Source organism: Kitasatospora sp. NBC_00315 (assembly GCF_041435095.1).
In the GTDB taxonomy this organism is placed as follows: domain Bacteria; phylum Actinomycetota; class Actinomycetes; order Streptomycetales; family Streptomycetaceae; genus Kitasatospora.
Genome location: NZ_CP108025.1, coordinates 1,011,719 through 1,032,303, shown reverse-complemented (window position 1 = coordinate 1,032,303; position 20,585 = coordinate 1,011,719). Strand labels below are relative to the sequence as shown.

The 20,585-nt window shown below is 74.0% G+C and carries 24 protein-coding genes; 12 read left to right on the top strand and 12 right to left on the bottom strand.

Annotation, left to right across the window (positions count from 1 at the left end; genetic code table 11):
• Positions 1-60: 60 nt before the first annotated feature.
• From OG823_RS04350 to OG823_RS04320, 7 genes are all read right to left on the bottom strand, one after another.
• Complete coding sequence (locus tag OG823_RS04350; RefSeq protein ID WP_371477646.1) at positions 61-402, bottom strand: TcmI family type II polyketide cyclase; 342 nt, start codon at positions 400-402, stop codon at positions 61-63.
• A complete protein-coding gene (locus tag OG823_RS04345) occupies positions 399-854 on the bottom strand; it encodes an SRPBCC family protein (RefSeq protein ID WP_371477645.1) in 456 nt (151 codons plus the stop codon). Before OG823_RS04345 ends, OG823_RS04350 begins: the two co-directional genes overlap by 4 nt.
• 1 nt (position 855) lies before the next feature.
• Positions 856-1,119, bottom strand: a complete 264-nt coding sequence (locus tag OG823_RS04340) for an acyl carrier protein (RefSeq protein WP_371477643.1) — start codon at positions 1,117-1,119, stop codon at positions 856-858.
• Positions 1,120-1,198: 79 nt separating this feature from the next.
• On the bottom strand, positions 1,199-2,446 hold the full coding sequence (locus OG823_RS04335) for a beta-ketoacyl synthase N-terminal-like domain-containing protein (protein ID WP_371477641.1): 1,248 nt from the start codon (positions 2,444-2,446) through the stop codon (positions 1,199-1,201).
• A 4-nt stretch (positions 2,447-2,450) separates the two neighbouring features.
• Positions 2,451-3,707 (bottom strand): beta-ketoacyl synthase, encoded by a 1,257-nt coding sequence (locus OG823_RS04330; protein ID WP_371477639.1) that lies wholly within the window; start codon positions 3,705-3,707, stop codon positions 2,451-2,453.
• Entirely contained in the window at positions 3,704-4,129 is a 426-nt protein-coding gene (locus OG823_RS04325; protein ID WP_371477638.1) for a cupin domain-containing protein, read from the bottom strand. Before OG823_RS04325 ends, OG823_RS04330 begins: the two co-directional genes overlap by 4 nt.
• A gap of 66 nt (positions 4,130-4,195) precedes the next feature.
• Complete coding sequence (locus OG823_RS04320) at positions 4,196-5,368, bottom strand: SchA/CurD-like domain-containing protein (protein WP_371477636.1); 1,173 nt, start codon at positions 5,366-5,368, stop codon at positions 4,196-4,198.
• A 471-nt stretch (positions 5,369-5,839) separates the two neighbouring features.
• Between OG823_RS04320 and OG823_RS04315 the strand changes: the two genes are divergently transcribed.
• The 4 genes from OG823_RS04315 (at position 5,840) to OG823_RS04300 (ending at position 9,957) form a co-directional block, all read left to right on the top strand.
• Entirely contained in the window at positions 5,840-7,468 is a 1,629-nt protein-coding gene (locus OG823_RS04315) for an FAD-dependent monooxygenase (RefSeq protein ID WP_371477634.1), read from the top strand.
• A gap of 183 nt (positions 7,469-7,651) precedes the next feature.
• Complete coding sequence (gene gndA, locus OG823_RS04310; RefSeq protein ID WP_371484299.1) at positions 7,652-9,088, top strand: NADP-dependent phosphogluconate dehydrogenase; 1,437 nt, start codon at positions 7,652-7,654, stop codon at positions 9,086-9,088.
• 92 nt (positions 9,089-9,180) lie between these two features.
• Positions 9,181-9,624, top strand: coding sequence for a hypothetical protein (locus tag OG823_RS04305; protein WP_371477633.1), 444 nt, complete (start codon positions 9,181-9,183; stop codon positions 9,622-9,624).
• Positions 9,625-9,726: 102 nt separating this feature from the next.
• The gene (locus OG823_RS04300) at positions 9,727-9,957 is read left to right on the top strand and encodes a hypothetical protein (RefSeq protein ID WP_371477632.1); all 231 of its coding nucleotides are present in this window, start codon (positions 9,727-9,729) and stop codon (positions 9,955-9,957) included.
• 124 nt (positions 9,958-10,081) lie between these two features.
• Here the strand turns inward: OG823_RS04300 and OG823_RS04295 are convergent, their stop codons facing one another.
• The 4 genes from OG823_RS04295 to OG823_RS04280 all read right to left on the bottom strand — a co-directional run bounded on the left by OG823_RS04295 (position 10,082) and on the right by OG823_RS04280 (position 12,735).
• Positions 10,082-10,315, bottom strand: a complete 234-nt coding sequence (locus tag OG823_RS04295; protein ID WP_371477631.1) for a hypothetical protein — start codon at positions 10,313-10,315, stop codon at positions 10,082-10,084.
• A 204-nt stretch (positions 10,316-10,519) separates the two neighbouring features.
• Positions 10,520-11,854 carry an NAD(P)/FAD-dependent oxidoreductase gene (locus OG823_RS04290; RefSeq protein WP_371477630.1) on the bottom strand — a complete coding sequence of 445 codons (1,335 nt, stop codon included), beginning with the start codon at positions 11,852-11,854 and terminating at the stop codon, positions 10,520-10,522.
• A 224-nt stretch (positions 11,855-12,078) separates the two neighbouring features.
• On the bottom strand, positions 12,079-12,354 hold the full coding sequence (locus OG823_RS04285; protein WP_371477628.1) for a DUF6479 family protein: 276 nt from the start codon (positions 12,352-12,354) through the stop codon (positions 12,079-12,081).
• A 72-nt stretch (positions 12,355-12,426) separates the two neighbouring features.
• Positions 12,427-12,735, bottom strand: coding sequence for a DUF4193 domain-containing protein (locus OG823_RS04280; RefSeq protein WP_371477627.1), 309 nt, complete (start codon positions 12,733-12,735; stop codon positions 12,427-12,429).
• Positions 12,736-13,136: 401 nt separating this feature from the next.
• Between OG823_RS04280 and OG823_RS04275 the strand changes: the two genes are divergently transcribed.
• On the top strand, positions 13,137-13,388 hold the full coding sequence (locus OG823_RS04275; RefSeq protein ID WP_371477626.1) for a WhiB family transcriptional regulator: 252 nt from the start codon (positions 13,137-13,139) through the stop codon (positions 13,386-13,388).
• Between the two features lie 195 nt (positions 13,389-13,583).
• Positions 13,584-13,847 (top strand): hypothetical protein, encoded by a 264-nt coding sequence (locus tag OG823_RS04270; protein WP_371477624.1) that lies wholly within the window; start codon positions 13,584-13,586, stop codon positions 13,845-13,847.
• A gap of 94 nt (positions 13,848-13,941) precedes the next feature.
• Here OG823_RS04270 and OG823_RS04265 read toward each other — a convergent pair whose 3' ends face one another.
• Positions 13,942-15,597, bottom strand: a complete 1,656-nt coding sequence (locus OG823_RS04265; RefSeq protein ID WP_371477622.1) for an APC family permease — start codon at positions 15,595-15,597, stop codon at positions 13,942-13,944.
• A 472-nt stretch (positions 15,598-16,069) separates the two neighbouring features.
• Between OG823_RS04265 and OG823_RS04260 the strand changes: the two genes are divergently transcribed.
• The 6 genes from OG823_RS04260 to OG823_RS04235 all read left to right on the top strand — a co-directional run bounded on the left by OG823_RS04260 (position 16,070) and on the right by OG823_RS04235 (position 20,559).
• Positions 16,070-16,372, top strand: a complete 303-nt coding sequence (locus OG823_RS04260) for an urease subunit gamma (RefSeq protein ID WP_371477621.1) — start codon at positions 16,070-16,072, stop codon at positions 16,370-16,372.
• A gap of 95 nt (positions 16,373-16,467) precedes the next feature.
• Positions 16,468-16,764, top strand: coding sequence for an urease subunit beta (locus OG823_RS04255; protein ID WP_371484298.1), 297 nt, complete (start codon positions 16,468-16,470; stop codon positions 16,762-16,764).
• Positions 16,757-18,481, top strand: coding sequence for an urease subunit alpha (locus OG823_RS04250; RefSeq protein WP_371477619.1), 1,725 nt, complete (start codon positions 16,757-16,759; stop codon positions 18,479-18,481). The genes OG823_RS04255 and OG823_RS04250 overlap by 8 nt, the downstream gene beginning before the upstream one ends.
• Complete coding sequence (locus OG823_RS04245) at positions 18,481-19,158, top strand: urease accessory protein UreF (RefSeq protein WP_371477618.1); 678 nt, start codon at positions 18,481-18,483, stop codon at positions 19,156-19,158. Before OG823_RS04250 ends, OG823_RS04245 begins: the two co-directional genes overlap by 1 nt.
• A complete protein-coding gene (gene ureG, locus OG823_RS04240; RefSeq protein ID WP_371477617.1) occupies positions 19,148-19,822 on the top strand; it encodes an urease accessory protein UreG in 675 nt (224 codons plus the stop codon). Before OG823_RS04245 ends, ureG begins: the two co-directional genes overlap by 11 nt.
• Positions 19,819-20,559, top strand: coding sequence for an urease accessory protein UreD (locus OG823_RS04235; RefSeq protein ID WP_371477615.1), 741 nt, complete (start codon positions 19,819-19,821; stop codon positions 20,557-20,559). Before ureG ends, OG823_RS04235 begins: the two co-directional genes overlap by 4 nt.
• Positions 20,560-20,585: the final 26 nt, after the last annotated feature.

Genomic DNA, 20,585 nt, shown 5'->3' with positions numbered 1-20,585 from the left:
GAGACCGGCCGGCGCCCTCGGCGTGTCCGGCGGAGCGGGTGTCGTGCGCGCGGGGCCCGCTCAGGAGGCGGAGCCGCGCTCCCAGCGGTAGAACTCGCGCGCCATGGCGTCCTGCGGTCCGCGCCAGGTCAGCGGGTCGTACGCCGCGACGTAGGGCAGCAGCCGATCGCTGACCTCGCGGAACGCCGGGTGTCCGGTGACCTTGGCGACCGCCGGGCCGGGCGGCCGGTCGGCCTCGACCAGGTGCAGGTAGACGTCCCCGAACTGGAACAGGCTGCGGCCGGTCACCCCGACCAGCCCGGGCAGTTCGCCGGCGTCGGACTCGGCGAAGACCTCGGCGATGCCGGGGCCGGTGTCCGGCTTCATCCGCGCGACGATCAGGGTGCGGTACGTCCCGGTCATGCGTTCGCCGCCCGCTTCTCGACCTTCTCGCGGATGAGCTCCATCTGGACGCGGGAATTGCGGTTGATGTGGTTGGTCATGCCGTTGTCGTCGACCGGCGCGGTGGGCTTCATGGCGAAGTCCTGGATCCAGCGCATCCGGGTGCCGCCCGGGTCCTCGGCGTACTCCCAGCGGATGTCCATGAACTCGAACGGGCCGGGCTCGACCCGCCGGGCCTTCACCGTGAGCGAGGGCCGGTCGGTGGTGCGCTCGGAGACCCAGCTCCAGATCTGGCCGTTCTCGTCGGGGTGCATGGTGAGGCGGAAGGTCGTGCTCTGCCCCTCCCGCTGCAGCACCTCGACCGAGGCGTACTCGCTGAACAGCTGCGGCCAGTTCTCCAGGTCGTTGGTGATCTCCCAGACCAGGTCGAGGGGCGCGGCGATGACGATCTCGTTGTCGGTGTGTCCGGACATCTCAGGCACCGGCCTTCGTGGCGAGGGATGCGTTGACGACGTCGAGGAACTCGGCGGGCGTACGGGACATCTCGGCGCCGGCGGTGATCCGGGTGGCGTGCCGGTTCTCCAGTTCGCCGACGATGCCGAGCAGGCCGAGCGAGTCGATGCCGAACTCCTCGAAGGTCACGGTGGGCCGGTCCGCCATCTCCTGCGGGTCGACGGTGATGCCGGCCCGTGTCTTGATCAGGGAGGCGAGTTCGGCGTGGGTCAGGGCATTGCTCATGGTGGTTCTCCTGCTCACTGTCGGTGAAGGCCGGCGCCGGCGCCGGCCGCTGTGCGGACGGTTGCTCCGGGCGGGTGCCTCAGCGCCCGCCGCCGTCGCCGCGGCGGACCACCAGGGCGGCGTTGGAGCCCATCAGCCCCCGGCTCAGCACGAGTGCGGTGTGCAGCTCGGCCGGCCGGGCGTGTCCGGTCACCAGGGCGAGGTCGTGGCAGACCTCGGTGACGTTGGGGGTGGGCGGCAGCACGCCGTCCTCCATGGCGAGTACGGCCGCCGCCACGTCCAGCAGCGGCGCGCCGCAGTAGGCCCGCCCGATGCCCGCCTTGGGGGCGGTCACCGGGACGCGTTCGGCGTACGGGCCCAGGGCGTCGGCCAGTGCGAGCGCCTCGGCGCGGTCGGCCGCCGGCACGCCCATGGCGTCGGCGAAGACCACGTCGATCTCCTCGGCCGAGCACCGGGCCTGGTCGAGGGCGATCCGGATGGCCCGGACCAGTCCCTCCCTGGAGTCCTCCCAGCGGGAGGCGCCGGTGAAGGTGGCGCCGTGTCCGGCCAGTACGGCCCGGACCCGGGCGCCGCGCCGCCGGGCGGTGTCCTCGCCCTCGACCATCAGCATCGCCCCGCCCTCGGCGGGGACGAACCCGCTCGCCCCGGCCGAGAACGGCAGGTAGGCGCGCGCGGGGTCGTCGCTGAGGCTGAGCTCGGGATAGCCGAGCTGGCAGACCATCGAGTACGGCGCCAGCGGTGCCTCGGCGGCGCCGACCACCACCGCGTCCGTGCCGCGCCGTACGGCCCTGGCGGCGTGGGCCAGCGCGTCCAGGCCGCCGGCCTCGTCGCTGGCGACCACGCCGCAGGGCCCCTTGAAGCCGCCGCGGATGGAGATCTGGCCGGTGCTGGCCGCGTAGAACCACGCGATGGACTGGTAGGGGCCGACGAACCGCGGCCCCTCGCCCCACAGGTGCTGGAGCTCGCGCTGGCCGAACTCGCCGCCGCCGGAGCCGGCCGCGGTGACCACGCCCACGCCGAACGGCGCGTTCTCGTCGGGGGTGAACCCGGCGTCGGCCACCGCGAGGTCGGCCGCGGCCATCGCGTAGTGCGTGAAGCGGTCCGTCTGGACCAGGAAGCGGCCGTCGATCGCACCGCCCGCGTCGAAGTCGCGGACCTCGCCGGCGACCCGCAGCGGGAACCCGTCGCAGCCCTCCCGGTCGATCCGGCCGATGACGCTGACCCCCTGCCGGGTGGCCTTCCAGAAGGCGTCGGCCCCGACGCCGCTGGGGGCGACCACGCCGAGGCCGGTCACCACCGCCCGGCGCTCCTGCTGACGTGCCGTCATGTTCTCACCCCGTTCTGCTCAGCACTACGGCGGACTGGAAGCCGCCGAACCCGCTGCCGACCGACAGGATGTTGCGCAGCGGCAGCTCCCGCGCGGTCCGCGGCACGTAGTCGAGGTCGCACTCCGGGTCCGGGGTCTCGTAGTTGGCGGTCGGCGGCACCACGCCGTGGGCCAGCGCGAGGGTGCAGGCGACGACCTCGATCGCCCCGATCGCCCCGAGCGAATGACCGACCATCGACTTGATCGAACTCATCGGCGTCCCGTAGGCGTGGTCGCCCAGTGAGCGCTTCACCGCGGCGGTCTCGTGCCGGTCGTTCTGCTTGGTGCCCGAGCCGTGCGCGTTGACGTAGTCGACGTCGGTGCGTGCGACCCGGGCGTGGGCGAGCGCCTCGTCGATCGCGTGCGACATCTCCAGGCCCTCCTGGGTGAGCCCGGTCATGTGGTACGCGTTGCCGAACGTGGCGAAGCCGCCGAGTTCGCCGTAGATCCGCGCGCCGCGCCGACGGGCGTGCTCCAGCTCCTCCAGCACCAGGACGGCGCCGCCCTCACCGAGGACGAAGCCGTCCCGGTCGGCGTCGAAGGGGCGGGAGGCGTGCGCCGGGTCGTCGTTGTGCTCCGAGGTCGCCTTGATGGCGTCGAAGCACGCGACGGTGATCGGCGAGATCGGGGAGTCGGATGCCCCGGCGATGCAGATGTCGGCGCGGCCGTCCTCCACGGCGTGGAAGGCGTAGCCGATCGCGTCCAGGCCCGAGGTGCACCCGGTCGAGACGGTCTGCACCGGTCCGCGCGCCCCGGTCCGCTCGGCCACCGCGGAGGCGAGCGTGCTCGGCGCGAACGCCCGGTGCAGGTGCGGCTCGGCCCGGGCGTGGTCGACGTCCCAGCGGGCGCCGCCGGCGCTCACCAGGGCGTAGTCGTGCTCCAGCCGGGTGGTGCCGCCGACGGCCGTGCCGAGCGAGACCCCGACCCGCCAGGGGTCCTCGGCCTGCAGGTCCAGGCCCGAGTCGGCCACCGCCTCGGCGGCCGCCACCAGCGCGAACTGCACGTAGCGGTCGGAGCGCTGGACGGTCGCGAGGTCCAGGCCGTGTACGGCCGGGTCGAAGTCGCACTCGGCCGCGATCCGGGAGCGGAACCCCTCGGGGTTGAAGAGGGTGATGCCCCGGGTGGCCGTCCGGCCGGAGGTGAGGAGATCCCAGAAGGCCGGCACGCCGACGCCGCCCGGGGCGACCACGCCGATGCCGGTGATCGCGACCCGCCGGGTCATGAGGCCACCTTGGCGGGTTCCGGCGGCCCGGCCTCCAGGGTCTCCTCGGTGTCCACGTGCCCGAGCTCCGGGCGGGGGGCCAGCGGGCCGCAGTGGAACACCATTCGCGCCTCGGTGCTGCCGACGTTGCGGAACCGGTGCCGCATGTTGATTGGGATCATCAGGCCCTGGTCGGGCTTGATCGCGTGCGTGACGCCGTCCAGGTCGACCTCCAGGTCGCCGGACACGACGTATACGAACTCCTCGGAGTAGGGGTGGTAGTGCTCGGCGATCCGGTCTCCGGGCTGGATGATCGCCAGGCCCATGAACCCGCTCGTGGAGCCCGAGACGGTCGGGGTGAGCATCGCGCGGATGTCGCCGCCCCGCCGGCGGTTGGGTGCGGCCTCGTCGACGTGCACGATGCGTGGGTAATGCGTGGTCATGGCTCTCTCCTCCGAATGGTTCTGCGGTCACACCCCCGCGGCGCGGGGTCCTGCGGAACGGGGTGGTCAGACGTCCTGCGAGCTGCGGTCGGTCACCAGGCGCATGTCGCACTCGGCCAGGAAGCGGGCGACGCCGGCGGCGGTCCGCAGGTCACCCTCCGGGCCGAGGTCCAGCAGGCTGCCGAGCACGGTGGCCTCCCGCTCGCCGCCCACGCCCAGGGCCGCCGCGGGCTGCGCGCCCGCCTCGGCCTGCAGGTCCACCACGCGTACGACGGTGTCCTCGCGCTGGAAGACCGTGCTGCCCAGCACCGGGTTGGCCGGGTCGGCCGCGGCGAGGCCGTCCTGCTCGGCCAGCAGCTTGGCCACCGCCGCGCCGTTGCCCTTGCGCACCGGGTACACCAGCGCCTGGCGCTCGACGTCGCCGCGGACCCGTCCGACCACCGGGGTGTGGTGCACGGCCGGCAGCGCGGCGCGGGCGAAGAACGCGCGCGCGGCCTCCGGGTTGCCCAGCTCGCGGTCCTCCTCCAGGTACGGGTTGATGGCCTCCTCGACCGCGCGGATCTCCGGCTGCATCGCCACGTGGCGCAGCGCCGCACCCAGGTCGCCGACCACCTCGACCGCCCGCACCACCCGGTTGCCGTGCATGAACAGCGAGGTGCGGCGCAGGCTGGTGGTCTCGTCGACCCTGGCCTGCGGGGAGGTGTAGGCGGAGAGGATCTTCGCGACCTTCTGCTCGCTGCCCGGCTTGACCGTGAAGGTCAGCGCGTGCCGGATCACGCCGTCCGGGCCCGGCTGCACCTGCGGCATGCCGCCGGGGGCGCCGGCCGCGCGCGGCGATCCGGCCACGACCTCCTCCGGCCGGCGGGTGCCGGTGGCACCGCCCTTCGCCGAGGTCTCGCGCAGGATGTTGTAGCGCAGCGAGCGGAACCGGTCGCTCACGCACCCGTGCATGGGCTTGACCATCTCGCGGTGCGCGGGGCTGTCCACCCACTCCAGGAAGGAGTGCGGGTCGTTCCACTCGCTGGTGATCAGCCACTGGCGCGGGTCGTCGATGGACTGGCACAGCTGGTCGCTGACGTGGCCGGGCACCGAGGCCACCCGGTGCCGCAGCTCCTCGTACACGTCCAGGAAGCGCTGCTGGGCGCCGTCCTGGATCTCCAGCATCAGCACCACGCGGAGCCGGGAGTCGTCGAGCTCGGCGAGCTGCTGGTGCACCTGGGGTTCGGAGAGAGTCGTCATGATCCACTTTCTGCTGGGGCCGCGGCTGCGGCGGCGGTCGAGCTGGTCGGCCGGGTCCGGGGGCCGGGCGGGAGTGCGGCGGGGGCGGTGGTTCGGGCGGTCGGGCGGCGGCTGGTCGGGCGGCGGTCGGGCGGTCGGTGCGGTGTCCCGGGCCGGGCGGGGCGGGCGGCCCGGGACGGACGGTGCTCCGGAGGGCGGAAGGACGGGGCGCCCGTCCGGTGGTCCGGCAGGTGCGGGCCGCTGCCGCCGGGATCCGTGACGCGCCGTCCGGGATCCGGGGTCCAGGCCCGAGCTCGATCGTGCGACGCCGCCGCCGGTGGCGCGAGATATGCGAGCCATCCGAGCGAAGAGGGCGGACAACCCCCCGCAGACGGGGGATGGAAGGACGGGGCACCCGCGTCCGGGGCCCCGCCGACGGCCGGCCGCGAGAGCGCCGCCGAGCCGTACATCCCGTACAGGCTGGAGCAATTGATGAATCCGAAGGCGGACGACCGGGTCCCGGTCCTGATCGTGGGCGGGTCGCTGGTAGGGCTGTCGGCCTCCCTCTTCCTGGGCCGACTGGGTGTCAGACACCTGCTGGTCGAGAAGCACACGGGCACCTCGCATCACCCGCGTGGACGCGGCAACAACGTCCGGACGATGGAACTGCTGCGGGTCGCCGGCGCCGAACCGGGCGTCCGCGAGGCCGCCTCGGTGCTGGCGGACAACCACGGCATCCTCCAGGCCGACACCCTGACCGGGGCCGAGCAGGAGTGGCTCTTCCGGGAGATCGACCCGGGCGGGGCGCTGGCCCGCTTCAGCCCGTCGTCCTGGTGCCTGTGCAGCCAGAACGACCTGGAGCCGGTCCTGCTGCGCCAGGCCCGCGACCTCGGTGGGGAGATCCGCTTCGGGACGGAGCTGATCTCCTTCGAGCAGGACGCGGACGGGGTGAGCGCCCTGCTGCGCAGCCGGGAGACCGGCGAGGAGCGGACCGTGCGGGCCCAGTACCTGATCGCGGCGGACGGCCCGCGCAGCCCCGTCCGCGAGCGGCTCGGCATCGGCCAGGCCGGCAAGGGCGAGCTGTTCCACAACGTCAGCATCACCTTCCGCGCCAAGCGGCTGCCGGACGTGGTCGGCGACCGGCTCTTCATCGCCTGCTACCTGACCAATCCTCAGGGGCCCGGTGCGCTGCTGCCGGTCGACAACCGCGAGCACTGGGTCTTCCACGCGCCGTGGCACCCCGAGCAGGGCGAGCCGATGGAGTCCTTCACCGACGAGCGCTGCATCGAGCACATCCGGACCGCGACCGGTGTCCCCGAGCTGGAGGTGGAGATCACCGGAAAGGCCCCCTGGCACGCGGCCGAACGGGTCGCCGACCGGTACTCCGAGGGGCGGGTCTTCCTCGCCGGGGACTCGGCCCACGAGATGTCCCCGACCGGGGCGTTCGGCTCCAACACCGGCATCCAGGACGCGCACAACCTGGCCTGGAAGCTCGCCGCCGTCCTCGGTGGCTGGGCCGGCCCCTCGCTGCTGGAGACCTACACCACCGAGCGCCGCCCGGTCGCCCGGGTCACCGGCGAGCGTGCCTCCGCCCGCTCGGCCGAGCACCGCCACCCCGGCTACGACGCGGTGCCCGGCACCGGGCGCCAGGCCGGGGTGCTGGCGGTCGCGCTCGGCTACCGCTACCCGCAGGGCGCCGTCGCGGGGGGCGATCCGGAGCAGCCGGTGGTGCCGGAGAACTTCCGGCTCAGCGGCGAACCGGGCAGTCGGGCGCCGCACGTGTGGCTGCTGCGCGCGGGCGTCCGGCTCTCCACGCTGGACCTCTACGAGCAGGCGATGGTGCTGCTGACCGGACCGCAGGGCGCGGCCTGGCACCCCGCCGCGCGTCGGGCGGCCGACCGGCTCGCCGTCCCGCTGGACGCGTACCGGATCGGCAACGGCGCGGACGACGACCTGGCGCCCGAGCCCGGCTCCGACTGGGCCGAGTCGTACGGGGTCGGTGCCGAGGGCGCCGTCCTGGTGCGCCCGGACGGATTCGTGGCCTGGCGTTCGCCGCAGGCCGTCACCGACCCGGAGCGGGTGCTCGGCGACGCCCTGCGGACGGTGCTCGGCCTGGGCTGATCGCCCGCCCGGCCCGGCGGGGCGGACCCCGCCGGGCCGCTGCTCGGGCCGCTGTCCGGGCCTCGCACCGCAGGGCCGCCCCGGCCTCCCGGGACGGCTCTGCGGGTGCGGAGCGGCCCCTCACGGGGCAGAGTCGAACCCGGCATGCCCTCTCCCGGACGACTTGGAGTACCCGTCATGGCAGTGCAGTCCCAGGCACAGGTCGGCGTCACCGGACTGGCCGTCATGGGCCGCAACCTGGCCCGGAATTTCGCCCGGCACGGCTATCGCGTCGCGCTCCACAACCGCACCGAGGCCCGGACCACGGCCCTGGTAGAGGAGTTCGGCCACGAGGGAGACTTCCTGCCCGCCCGCACGACCGAGCAGTTCGTGGCCTCGCTGGAGCGTCCCCGCCGAATCGTGATCATGGTCAAGGCGGGTGACCCGACCGACGCGGTCATCGACGAACTGGTGCCGCTGCTGGCCGAGGGCGACGTGGTGGTGGACGGCGGCAACGCCCACTTCCTCGACACCCGCCGGCGCGAGAAGGCCCTGCGTTCCCACGGGCTGCACTTCGTCGGCAGCGGCATCTCCGGCGGTGAGCAGGGCGCCCTCGAAGGCCCCAGCATCATGCCGGGCGGCACCGCGGAGTCCTACCGCGTGCTCGGGCCGCTGCTGGAGGAGATCTCCGCCAAGGTGGACGGCGCGCCCTGCTGCACCCACATCGGGCCCGACGGGGCGGGCCACTTCGTCAAGATGGTGCACAACGGCATCGAGTACGCCGACATGCAGCTGATCGCCGAGGCCTACGACCTGCTGCGGCACGGCGCCGGCCTGCGCCCCGACGAGATCGCCGGTGTCTTCCGCGGCTGGAACGGCGGCCGGCTGGAGTCCTACCTGATCAAGATCACCGCCGAGGTGCTCGCACACACCGACGCGGCGACCGGCAGGCCGTTCGTCGACGTCGTCCTGGACCAGGCCGAGCAGAAGGGCACCGGCCGCTGGACGGTGCAGACGGCACTCGAACTCGGTGTGCCGGTGAGCGGCATCGCCGAAGCCGTCTTCGCCCGCTCGCTCTCCGGCAGCTCCGAGCTGCGCGGCGCGACCCGGGACCTGCCCGGCCCGACCGAGACCTGGCTGGACAGCGCCGCGGCCGACCGGTTCGCCGACGACGTCGAGCAGGCGCTCTACGCCTCCAAGATGGTCGCCTACGCCCAGGGCTTCCACCAGATCCAGGCCGGCAGCGCCGAGTACGGGTGGGACGTCGACCTGGGCGCGACGGCCGCCATCTGGCGCGGCGGCTGCATCATCCGGGCCGCGTTCCTGGACCGGATCACGGCCGCGTACGACGCCGACGGCCGACTGCCGACCCTGCTGACCGACGACCACTTCCGGGAGGCCCTCGGCGGTGCGCAGTCCGCCTGGCGCCGGGTGGTCTCGACGGCTGCCGAACTCGGTGTGCCGGCGCCGGGCTTCGCCACCGCGCTGGCGTACTACGACAGCCTGCGCGCCGAGCGGCTGCCGGCCGCCCTCGTCCAGGGGCAGCGCGACTACTTCGGGGCGCACACCTACCGGCGGGTCGACCGGGACGGGACCTTCCACACCCTCTGGGGCGAGGACCGCCGGGAGGAGCAGCGCTGACCCGCTGCCCGCGGCGATCGTCGGGGGACGGGTTTGCCGGCGCGTTCGGCGGCAAGGCGAGGGGTACCCCACCTCCGATCGACGGAAGGTCGATGTCCATGGAATCCCAGCAGAACCGGCAGCTCGACACCGACCCGCGGACCGACCCGCTGCGCGACGCGGACTCGCACGTCGCCGTCGGCACGCCCGTACCGGACGACCCCGAGCTGCTGCTCGGTGACACCGAGACCGCCCGGGGCGTGCTCGGCCTGTCGCAGGAGCCGGCCGAGCCGGCCGAACCGGAGCCGCAGGAGGCCGGCCCGGTGGAGCGGCTCGGCGCAGTGGCGGCCCGGGCCGGCGCGGCCGTCGTGGCCGGGCTCCGGCACGCGGCAGCTCGACCGATGGCCTTCGCCCCGGGGCGCGCGCACGACGCCACGCGGGAGTACGGCGGCCCGGACGCCGATCCCTCGCGGACCCGGCCGCCCTATCTGATGGTGGCCGGTCTGGCGGCCGGCGCGCTGGCCGCGGTGCTGGTGCTGCGCCGGCGGCGCGGCTGACCGCCCGCCGACCCCGGCGGGCGCCGGCCGGCGGCAGGCCCGAACGGCGGCCGGTACCGGCCGCCCCACCGCTCTTTGCGACGTCCGGAAGGAGTCCCACCCATGACCACCGACCCGAGTGACCCGACCGACCCCGGGACGGGGTGGGAGCAGGGCGGCCTGTCCACGATCGCTCCCGACGTACCGCAGGCCGACGCGGTCGAGCAGCACCGGGATCTGCTGCCGCACGGCGACGACCACCCGGCCGGTGCGACGGCCCGCGAGGCCGCCGAGGCGGACGTGGCCGAACAGGCCCGGGTGGTGGAGGGCCCCGAGGAGGACGAGGGCCGGTAGCCGCCCGTCGAGGGGAGCCGGTAGCCCCCGCCGACGGGAGGCCGCGCCGACCGGTCGAGGGCCTGCACCCACGGACGTCCGTGGGTGCAGGCCCTCGACCGGTCGGCGTCGGGGCGAGCGGCCGTCAGCCCCGCACGGGTGCGGGGCCGGGGTTCACACCGGACAGTCGGCCGACGGCCATCAGGGTGGCCCGGCGCAGGCGGGCGGAGGTGTGCCGCACGCGATGGCGGGCGGTGGCGGTGCCGAGGGCCCGCAGCGCCCCCTCCCCGGCCGGTCGCGCCCCGTCCTCCGGTGTCCCGCAGGTCGGTGCCACGCTCGTCGGTGTCCCGCAGGTCGGTGCCACGCTGGTCGGTGCCACGCTCGTCGGTATGCCGTTCCACTGCGGGCGGGTCCACGCGGTTCCACCCGCCAGGCGGTGATCCGTCGACTCCATCGGCGCCTCGTCCTCTCCGGTCCCGTCCCCGGAGGCCCGGGGCTGCCAGGTCCGTATGCCCCGAGTCGGGCGGCGCAAGCGCGGCCCCGGGCGGGTGTGCCCGGGGCCGCGTCCGCGCTCCGGGGCGGGTCAGTCCGCGTCGTCCTTCGCCGGGCGCGCGCCGATGCGCTCGAAGTCCTGGAGCGTCGCCGGACGGCCCTCCTGGAACCCGGTGCGGACGAAGTCGTCTCCGGTGGTGGCGTTGAGCGCCCAGTTCGTCAGCACCCGGGCCCGGGCCGTGAAGGTGGGCAGCGCCATCACGTGGTAGCCCCGGGCGACCAGCTGGGCGGGCACCCCCGAGAGCTCCACCCCGAGCGGCTTGGAGACGGCGTCGGCGCCTCCGAGGTCCACCACGAGCCCCAGATCCCGGTGGCGGTAGGGCTGGAGCGGGGTGCCGCGCAGGGTCGCGACCAGGTTCCGCGCCACCGCCTTGCCCTGGCGCTGGGAGTGCTGGGCCGTCGGCGGGGTGATCGCGTCGCCGCCGACCGCGAGATCCGGCACGGCGGCCGCGTCGCCGACCGCGAAGACGCCCGGTGCACCGGGCACGGTCAGCTCGGCGGTGGTGGCCAGACGGCCTCGGACGGTCGGGGTGTCGAGCGTGCCGACCAGCGGGCTGGCGGCCACGCCGGCCGTCCACACCAGCGTCCGGGTCGGCAGGACCCGTCCGTCCGTCAGGGTGACGGCCTCCGGGGTGACGGCGCTCACCGAGGTGTTCAGCGAGAACCGTACGCCCCGTCGGCGCAGCGTCTCCATGGCCTTGGCGCCGAGCCGGTCGCCGAGCTCCGGCAGGAGCTTGGGGGCGACGTCGACCAGGTGCCATTCGAGCAGCGCGGGATCCAGGCGGGGGAACCGGGCGGTGGCCGCCGAGGTGAGGCGTTGCAGGCAGGCGGCGGTCTCGACGCCCGCGTAGCCCCCGCCGACCACCACGAAGCGCATCCGGGCGGCCCGCTCGGCCGGGTCGGTGGCGAAGGCGGCGAGGTCCAGCTGCGCGATGACGTGGTCGCGCAGGTAGGCGGCCTGGGCCAGGGTCTTCATGCCGAGCGCGTGCTCGGCCAGCCCCGGGATGTCGAACGTCCGGGTGGTGCTCCCGGCCGCCAGGACCAGATGGTCGTACGGCAGGTGCGCCGTGGTGCCCGCCGTGGTCCGCACCTCGACGGTGCGGGCCGCGGAGTCCACGCCGGTCGCGCCACCGGGCACGATCCTGGTGCGCCGCAGTCTGCGGCGCAGGGACACCGCCACCGACTGCGGGGTGAGCACTCCGGCGGCGACGTGCGGAAGCAGGGGCAGGTAGAGCTGGTAGTCGGTGGGGGTGACGAGGGTCAGCTCGGCCTCGGCGGGCGAGAGTGCCCGTTCCAGCCGGTGCAGGCACTCGACTCCGGCGAATCCGCCGCCGACGACGACGATTCTGGGACGGGTCACTGGCATCCCTTCGTGAGGTGGGCGGCTCCCGTGGGCCGATCGGGGAGCCGGGCGTCCGGCACGGCCGGTGCGCTGTCCGCCGCGTCGGGTGGTTCGGCGGCGGGTGGTTCGGCCGCGTGTGGTTCGGCGGCGGGTGCTTCGGCCGCGGGTGCTTCCTCGGCGGCGGTTGGTGTCGTTCCGGGTGGGTGGCTCCCGGTGGCGCTCCGGCCCCGGTGGTCGGAGGGCGGTGTTCAGCCGCGGGGCCGGCGGGGCCGATCCCCGCGGCGGTGCGCGCCGTGGGACCGCTCGCCGGCCGGGCCGGACGGGCGGTCCGGGCCGGCCGGGAGCACCGGTGGCGGCTCGCGGTCCTTGCGGCGCTGCCCCAGGACGAAGGCGGCGAGCAGCCCCAGGCCCAGGACGACGCCCACGGCGATCAGCAGGAGGTGCGGCCCGACGGCGGCGGCTTCGTTCACCACGCCGCCCGGCGCCGCGACCTCGGTCAGGACGTTCACACGAAGTGATTGCATGATCTGCCGCCTGCCCTCGCCGTGGGGACGAAAACCCCGGGGTCCGCCGTCCGGCCGGACCGGACCGGTCGGTCAGCCCGTGCCGGCGCAGTCGCGGCAGATCGGCCGGCCCTGCTTGTCCTCCCCCGCGAGCCGGCTGCGGTGGTAGACCATGAAGCAGCTCGCACAGGTGAACTCGTTCTCCTGCTTCGGCATCACCGGAACGGTGAGTTCCTCGCCCGACAGGTCGGCGCCCGGGAGCTCCAGGCCCTCGGCCGCCTCGAACTCGTCGACGTCCACGTTGCCGCCCTTGCTGTCGCTGCGGCGGCTCTTCAGTTCCTCGATGCTGTCGTCGTCCCCGTCGTCGCTGTTCTTGCGGGGGGAGTCGTAGTCGGTTGCCAAAGCGGTGACGCCTTTCGTGGAGTGGAGCGATGTGCGATGGGTCCGGGACACCAGCCTGCCGTGCGCGCCCCGCGCAACGGGCCCGCGACTCACGCGGGGGGACGATCTTCCTGGTCGTCCGTGCCGGTGGTCGTGCCGTTGTCCCGTGCCGGTCACCGTGCCGGTCGGGGTTCGGGCGCCGGCGTCGGTGCCGGTGACTGTATCGGCCCCGGGCCCGGCTGCGGGTGCCGTTCGCCGCTGCGGCCCCCTCCCCGGTGATTCCGGCCGGAACGAGGCATGGCCCGGCCGAGGGCGGCAAGGCGGTGGGACAGGGCCCGGCACGCGTCGGTCGTCCCCCCGGTTCCGCCGTCGGGGCGCCCGCCCCGGGCTCGCAGACATCGTCTCCGGAAAGGATCACCCTGATGGACTGGCGTCACCGCGCGCAGTGCCGCGACGCGGACCCCGAGCTGTTCTTCCCCCTGGGCACCACCGGCCCGGCGCTGCGCCAGGCCGAGGAGGCCAAGTCGCTCTGCCGCCGCTGCCCGGTCAGGGAGCAGTGCCTGGCCTGGGCACTGAGGACCGGTCAGGACACCGGTGTGTGGGGCGGCACCACCGAGGACGAACGCCGCGCCGAGAAGCGCCGGGCGGCCCGGCGGCGTGCCGCCGCGCTCTGAGGCGCGTCGCCTCCGGACCGGACCGGCGCTCCCGCCCGGCGGGGCCGGAAGCCGGTCGTCGACCGGCCGGGCGGTCACCGGTAGCCCATGAGGTCGAGCCGTCCCCGTCCCGCCGTGCGCGAGCGGCCGGGCCCGGGAGAATCGAGACACGGGCCCTGCGACGGGCCCGTGGCCCGCTCTTCGAGAGGAACCCTCATGCCTGACTTCCAGCCGAAGCACGATCGTCTGATCGTGAAGCCGCTCGACGAGCCGGCGCCCGGGGACGCGCAGACGCGCCGGGGCGAGGTGATGGCGGTGGGACCGGGCCGGCCGCTGGAGAGCGGCAAGCCGCACCCGGTGGACGTCAAGGTCGGCGAGCGGATCGTCTACAGCCGGTACTCCGGCTCCCCGGTCGAGGTGGACGGGGACACCTACGTCGAGCTGCCGGAGGACGAGATCCTCTCGGTGTCCGCCGAGTAGCGGCGCCGCCTCCAGCGCGGGAGGCGGCCGCCCCGGCCGGACGGCAGGGCCCGCCGGCGGGATCCGGCGGGCCCGGCGCTCGCGACGGCGGGTGTCAGTGACCGCCCGCGTCCACCACCTCGACGTCCTCGATGTTGTGCTCGATCTCCTCGGCCGACAGCGCGACCTTGATCGCCCAGTAGTAGACCGCCAGCGCGAAGACCGCGACGAGGGCCATGTCCGCCCACATCGGGATCGCCTTGGTGGCGCTGTCCCCGAACTGGCCCTGCCAGGAGATCAGGCCGAGGCCCACCAGGTAGACCGGCAGCCACTGCGCGGCCTTCCACTGCAGCCGGGGAGCGTTCGGCAGGCCCTTGCGGATCGCGTACGCGGCGTAGGAGCCGAGCAGGACGTAGCCGGCCAGGATCGCCTCGCCCAGGCGCAGCAGGGTGTCCCAGCCGGTCCAGTAGATGATCAGGCTGGCGATCACGAAGGAGGCGGGGGAGACCACGCCGCCGAGCGGCAGGCGGTAGGGCCGCTCGAGGTGGGGCAGGCGGTTGCGCAGCACGCCGAAGGCCAGCGGGGCGCCCGCGTACATCAGCACGCTCGCCGAGGTGATGAAGCTGACCAGGGCCTGCCAGCTCGGGAACGGCAGGAAGCAGATCACGCCGGTGACGAAGGAGATCACCAGGCCGAACCACGGCACGCCGCGCTTGTCGACCCGCTCGAACAGGCCGGGTGCGTAGCCGTTCCTGCTCAGGCCGTAGGAGATCCGGGAGGTGGAGGTGGTGTAGATCAGCCCGGTGCCGCCGGGGGAGATGATCGCGTCCACGTACAGCACCCAGGCGAGCCAGCCGAGGCCGACGACGGTGGCCAGGCCGGCGAACGGGCCGCTCATGCCCTCGTACGCGAGGTGGGCCCAGCCGTTCGCGAAGGAGGCCGTCGGCAGTGCGCCGATGAAGACGACCTGGAGCAGGACGTAGATCACGGTGCCGATGGCCACCGAGCCGAGCACCGCGCGGGGCAGGTCGCGCCGGGGGTTCCTGCTCTCGCCCGAGAGCTGGATGGCCTGCTCGAAGCCGAGCAGCGCGAAGATGATGCCGCTGGTGCTGATCGCGCCGAGCACGCCCTTGACGCCGAACGGGGCGAAGCCGTGCGAGGTGAAGTTGCTGCCGTGGAAGTTGGTCGCGGCCAGGACGAAGATCGCGAACAGCGGGACGGCGATCTTCCACCAGGTGGTGATGTTGTTGGTGCGCGCGAGCAGGCGCACGCCGAGGAAGTTGACCGCGACGAAGACCGCCATCAGGGCCGTGGCGACCACGAACCCGGAGACGGTCAGCGTGCCGTCGGCGTTCTGCAGGCCGGCCGCCCAGCCGAAGTGGCCCGCGTAGCCGATCATGGCCTCGACCTCGATCGGCGCCACGGTCGCCGCCTGGAGCCAGGAGAACCAGCCGAAGGACATCCCCGCGAGGCCGCCGAAGGTGTAGTGCGGGTAGCGGGCGGTGCCGCCGGCCACCGGGAAGAGGCCGCCGAGCTCCGCGTGGACCAGCGCGAGCAGCACGACCGCGACCGCCCCGATGCCCCAGGAGATCAGAGCGGCCGGGCCGGCCACCACCACCGCCTTCTGCGCGCCGTACAGCCAGCCGGAGCCGATGATCGAGCCGACCGAGGCCCACAGCAGGCCGATCAGGCCGACCTCGCGGCGCAGGGTGCGCCGGGCGGGGGACGGAGCGCCGGTACCCGGCGGGGACAGTTGGTCGAGGGAGGCCATGCGTGCTCTTTCCGTTGAATGGGACCGGGAGTGGCCACACCCTAGGTATATTCATAGGACTATGCACAGATCTCATTGCTGAATGTTTACCTACTTCTCCGGATATCTCCGCAGGTAGGGGGCCGTCTGTACATGGATGTATTACGTGACTCGCGAGTAGTTTCACTATTTGAGCGGGAATTGAGCTTTCGGTCGTCGGTGGGCATTCTGTTCGGTGGGTCAATTAATATAAATAGCGGCCGGCGCATAGTGATACCGATTCCGGCGGTGTGCCCCCTGACCACGGGGACCGTTCGTCCGCTACGGTGTCGGGCACGAGATCGAACCTCCCGCGTGCGGGCCGGAGGGCGGTCGTGCCGGGCGGTGCTGCCCGCGCGTCCCCACCTGCTCCCCGGTACGACCCCCGTGCGCCCGAGGGCATCCGCGGCACAGTGCTGTGTCCGCACCCTGTGAACCCCCGAGGTGTGCGCAGATGAGGCTCACCCCCCATGAGCAGGAGCGCCTGCTCATCCACGTCGCGGCCGACGTGGCCCGCTCGCGGCGCGCCCGCGGACTGCGGCTCAACCACCCGGAGGCGGTCGCCCTGATCACCTCGCACGTCCTGGAGGGCGCCCGGGACGGCCGTACGGTGGCGGAGCTGATGCAGTCCGGCCGCCAGGTGCTCAGCCGCGCGGACGTGATGGACGGGATCCCCGAGATGATCCCCGACGTCCAGGTCGAGGCGACCTTCCCGGACGGCACCAAGCTGGTCACCGTCCACGGGCCGATCCTGTGACGGCCGCAGGCGGCGCGGGCGAAGGCGCCGGGGCCGTCGCGCCCGGGGCCGTCGCGTCCGGCTCCCAGGCGCCCGGCTCGTGGGCGCCCGGTGAGGTGCTCCACGGGGAAGGGGACATCGGCCTCAACGCCGGACGCCCCGTCACCCGCCTGGTCGCGGTGAACGCCGCGGACCGGCCCGTCCAGGTCGGCTCGCACTACCACTTCGCGGAGGCCAACCCCGGCCTGGAGTTCGACCGCCCGGCCGCGTACGGCCTGCGGCTGAACATCCCGGCCGGCACCGCGGTCCGCTTCGAGCCGGGCATCCCGGTAGAGGTCGAGCTGATCCCCGTCGGCGGCCGGCGCGAGATCGCCGGGCTGCGCGGCGAGACCGGAGGGCCGCTCGATGGCTGACCGTCATGCCCTGCACATCGGCCGGGAGCGCTACGCCGCGCTCTACGGCCCCACCGCCGGCGACCGGATCCGGCTCGGTGACACCAACCTGCTGATCGAGGTCGAGGAGGACCGCTGCGGCGGCGGCGACGAGGCCGTCTTCGGCGGCGGCAAGGTCATCCGCGAGTCGATGGGCCAGGCCCGCACCAGCCGCGCCGAGGGCGCCCCCGACACCGTCATCACCGGCGCCGTGGTGCTCGACCACTGGGGCGTCGTCAAGGCCGACATCGGCATCCGGGACGGGCGGATCACCGCACTCGGCAAGGCCGGCAACCCCGAGACGATGGACGGCGTGCACCCCGCGCTGGTGATCGGCCCGGAGACCGAGGTGATCTCGGGCAACGGCCGGATCCTGACCGCCGGCGCGATCGACGCGCACGTCCACTTCATCTGTCCCCAACTCGCCGACGAGGCACTCTCCTCGGGCATCACCACGCTGGTCGGCGGCGGCACCGGACCGGCCGAGGGCACCAAGGCCACCACCATCACCCCGGGCAGCTGGCACCTGGCCCGGATGTTCGCCGCGATGGACGACCTGCCGCTCAACATCGGCCTGCTCGGCAAGGGCAACACCGTCAACACCGTCTCCATGCACGACCAACTGCGCGCCGGGGCCCTCGGTTTCAAGATCCATGAGGACTGGGGAGCCACCCCGGCCGCGATCGACGCCTGCCTACGGGTCTGCGAGGAGAGCGGCGCCCAGCTCGCCGTCCACACCGACACGCTGAACGAGGCCGGGTTCGTCGCCGACACCCTCGCCGCGATCGCCGGCCGCGGCATCCACGCCTACCACACCGAGGGTGCGGGGGGCGGGCACGCGCCCGACATCATCACCATCGTCTCCGAGCTCAACGTCCTTCCCAGCTCGACCAATCCGACCCGGCCGCACACCGTCAACACCATCGACGAGCACCTCGACATGCTGATGGTCTGCCACCACCTCAGCCCGCAGGTCCCCGAGGACCTCGCCTTCGCCGAATCCCGGATCCGGCCCTCCACCATCGCGGCCGAGGACGTGCTGCACGACCTCGGCGCGATCTCCGTGATCAGCTCCGACTCGCAGGCGATGGGGCGGATCGGTGAGGTGGTGATGCGCACCTGGCAGACCGCCCACGTGATGAAGGCCCGCCGGGGAGCGCTCGCCGGCGACGGGCGGGCCGACAACCACCGGGCCAGGCGCTACGTGGCCAAGTACACCGTCAACCCGGCGGTCGCCCAGGGCCTCGACCACCTGGTCGGCTCGGTCGAACCCGGAAAGCTCGCCGACCTGGTGCTCTGGACCCCGGCGTTCTTCGGCGTCAAGCCCGATCTGGTCATCAAGGGCGGGCAGATCGCCTGGGCCCAGATGGGTGACGCCAACGCCTCCATCCCCACCCCCCAACCGGTGCTGCCCCGGCCGATGTTCGGAGCCAGGGGCCGGGCGCCGGCCGCGAACTCCGTCAACTTCACCGCCCAGGCGGCGATCGACGACGGGCTGCCCGAACGGCTCGGACTCGGAAAGGAGTTCACGCCGATCCGGAACACCCGGGGCGTCACCAAGGACCACATGGTCAACAACTCCGCCCGGCCGCACGTCACGGTCGACCCCGACACCTTCACCGTCACCATCGACGGTGACGTCGTCACCCCCGCACCCGTCTCCGAACTGCCGCTGGCCCAGCGGTACTTCCTGTTCTGATGACGGTCGCGGCACTGCTGCTGCTCTCGGACGGCCGCTTCCCGGCCGGCGGCCACGCCCACTCCGGCGGCGCCGAGGCCGCCGTCAAGGCCGGCCGGGTGCACGACGCGGCGAGCATGGCGGCCTTTCTCACCGGCCGCCTGCACAGCACCGGGCTGACCGCCGCCGCGCTCGCGGCCGCGGCGGCGGCCGGATGTCCGTGCGGCGCGCTGGAGGAGGCCGCGGACGCCCGCACCCCCTCGGCCGCGCTGCGCGCCACCAGCCGGCGTCTGGGCCGCCAGCTCCTGCGGGCGGCCCTCGCAGCCTGGCCGCATCCCGACCTCGACCACCTGCGGGCCGCCCACCCCGGCGGCGCCCACCAGCCCGTCGTCCTCGGCACCGCCGCCCGGGCCGCCGGCCTCACCCCCGCCCAGGCCGCCGCCGTCGCCGCCCACGAGAGCGTCAACGGCCCGGCCACCGCCTGCGTACGACTGCTCGGCCTCGACCCCTACCAGGTCGCCGCCGTGCTCGCCCGCCTAGCCCCGCAGCTCGACGCCGTCACCGCCGCCGCCGTCGACGCGGCCCTGGACGCCACCGCCCACAACGACGTGGACCGCCTGCCCGCAGCCTCCGCACCCCTGCTCGACCTGTACGCCGAGCAGCACAGCTCCTGGAAGGTCCGCCTCTTTGCATCGTGACCACGTCGACCACCACGACGCCCCCGTCCGCCACACCCACGGCGAGAGCCGCCGCGCCCTGCGGATCGGCCTCGGCGGCCCCGTCGGCTCCGGCAAGACCGCCACCGTCGCCGCGCTGTGCCGCGTCCTGCGCGAGGAGTTCTCGCTGGCCGTCGTCACCAACGACATCTACACCACCGAGGACGCCGAGTTCCTGCTGCGCAACGCCGTCCTGCCGCCCGAGCGGATCACCGCGGTGGAGACCGGCTGCTGCCCGCACACCGCGATCCGGGACGACATCTCGGCCAACCTGGAGGCCGTCGAGGAGCTGGAGGCCGCGCTCGGTCCGCTGGATCTGATCCTGGTCGAATCCGGTGGCGACAACCTGACCGCCACCTTCAGCCGGGGCCTGGTGGACCACCAGATCTTCGTCATCGACGTCTCCGGCGGCGACAAGATCCCCCGCAAGGGCGGACCCGGCATCTCCACCTCCGACCTGCTCGTCGTCAACAAGACCGACCTCGCCCCGCTGGTCGGCGCCGACCTCGACGTGATGGCACGGGACGCTCGCGCCCAGCGGGGCGAGCTGCCGACCGTGTTCTGCGCGCTCACCGCGCCGGACGGCGTCGCCCCGATCGCCCGGTGGGTCCGGGAGCGCCTCGCCGAGCGGCGGACGACGGGGTGAGCACCCTTCTCGCCGCGCCCGCCCGGATCACCGCCGAACCGGACGGGCGCGGCGGCACCGCCCTGCCCGTCCTGGTGACCGGCGGCCCGCTGGCGCCGCGCCGCACCCGGGGTGAGGGCGCAGCCGCCCACGTCGTCCTGGTCGGCTCGATGGCGGCGCCGCTCGGCGGCGACCGGCTCGCCGTCCACACCGAGGTCCGGCCGGGCGCACGCCTGAAGGTCACCAGCGCCGCCGCGACCATCAGCCTCCCGGGCCCGGGGCCGGCCCGCTACGACGTCGACCTGACGGTGGGTGAGGGGGCCTGGCTGGACTGGCTCCCCGAACCGGTCGTCGCGGCCACCGGGAGCCACCTCCTCCTGCACACCCGGATCACCCTCGCCGCCGGCGCCCGCCTGCGATACCGCGAGGAGCAGGTCCTCGGCCGCCACCACGACTGGGCCCGGGGGAGCGCACCCGGCCGGCTCACCTCCCGGCTCACCGTGCGCCGGGCCGGCCGGCTCCTGCTCGACCAGCAGACCGACCTCGGCGCCGGAGCCCCCGGCTGGGACGGCCCCGCCGTGCTCGCGGGCCACCGCGCGAGCGGCCAGCTGCTCACCGTCGGGCACACCCCCGGCCCCGGCCCCGCCCCGACGGACGGCGCCGCCCTGCTCGTACTGCCCGGTGAGGCGGCCGTCCTGCTGACGGCCGTCGCCCCGGACGCCCTGGCGCTCCGGCGGGCGTTGTCTCTCCGGCCCTGAGCGCCGCTCCTCGCGGTCGGAGGCGG

What these genes read in the sequence shown, in the direction of transcription:
- OG823_RS04275 (WP_371477626.1), top strand. Translation starts at nt 13,137, where the DNA reads ATGGACTGGCGTCACCGCGCGCAGTGCCGCGACGCGGACCCCGAGCTG.
- OG823_RS04325 (WP_371477638.1), bottom strand. Translation starts at nt 4,129, where the DNA reads ATGACCACGCATTACCCACGCATCGTGCACGTCGACGAGGCCGCACCC.
- OG823_RS04330 (WP_371477639.1), bottom strand. Translation starts at nt 3,707, where the DNA reads ATGACCCGGCGGGTCGCGATCACCGGCATCGGCGTGGTCGCCCCGGGC.
- OG823_RS04345 (WP_371477645.1), bottom strand. Translation starts at nt 854, where the DNA reads ATGTCCGGACACACCGACAACGAGATCGTCATCGCCGCGCCCCTCGAC.
- OG823_RS04290 (WP_371477630.1), bottom strand. Translation starts at nt 11,854, where the DNA reads ATGCCAGTGACCCGTCCCAGAATCGTCGTCGTCGGCGGCGGATTCGCC.
- OG823_RS04315 (WP_371477634.1), top strand. Translation starts at nt 5,840, where the DNA reads ATGAATCCGAAGGCGGACGACCGGGTCCCGGTCCTGATCGTGGGCGGG.
- OG823_RS04305 (WP_371477633.1), top strand. Translation starts at nt 9,181, where the DNA reads ATGTCCATGGAATCCCAGCAGAACCGGCAGCTCGACACCGACCCGCGG.
- OG823_RS04270 (WP_371477624.1), top strand. Translation starts at nt 13,584, where the DNA reads ATGCCTGACTTCCAGCCGAAGCACGATCGTCTGATCGTGAAGCCGCTC.
- OG823_RS04340 (WP_371477643.1), bottom strand. Translation starts at nt 1,119, where the DNA reads ATGAGCAATGCCCTGACCCACGCCGAACTCGCCTCCCTGATCAAGACA.
- OG823_RS04285 (WP_371477628.1), bottom strand. Translation starts at nt 12,354, where the DNA reads ATGCAATCACTTCGTGTGAACGTCCTGACCGAGGTCGCGGCGCCGGGC.
- OG823_RS04320 (WP_371477636.1), bottom strand. Translation starts at nt 5,368, where the DNA reads ATGACGACTCTCTCCGAACCCCAGGTGCACCAGCAGCTCGCCGAGCTC.
- OG823_RS04245 (WP_371477618.1), top strand. Translation starts at nt 18,481, where the DNA reads ATGACGGTCGCGGCACTGCTGCTGCTCTCGGACGGCCGCTTCCCGGCC.
- OG823_RS04260 (WP_371477621.1), top strand. Translation starts at nt 16,070, where the DNA reads ATGAGGCTCACCCCCCATGAGCAGGAGCGCCTGCTCATCCACGTCGCG.
- OG823_RS04250 (WP_371477619.1), top strand. Translation starts at nt 16,757, where the DNA reads ATGGCTGACCGTCATGCCCTGCACATCGGCCGGGAGCGCTACGCCGCG.
- OG823_RS04265 (WP_371477622.1), bottom strand. Translation starts at nt 15,597, where the DNA reads ATGGCCTCCCTCGACCAACTGTCCCCGCCGGGTACCGGCGCTCCGTCC.
- OG823_RS04300 (WP_371477632.1), top strand. Translation starts at nt 9,727, where the DNA reads ATGACCACCGACCCGAGTGACCCGACCGACCCCGGGACGGGGTGGGAG.
- OG823_RS04350 (WP_371477646.1), bottom strand. Translation starts at nt 402, where the DNA reads ATGACCGGGACGTACCGCACCCTGATCGTCGCGCGGATGAAGCCGGAC.
- OG823_RS04335 (WP_371477641.1), bottom strand. Translation starts at nt 2,446, where the DNA reads ATGACGGCACGTCAGCAGGAGCGCCGGGCGGTGGTGACCGGCCTCGGC.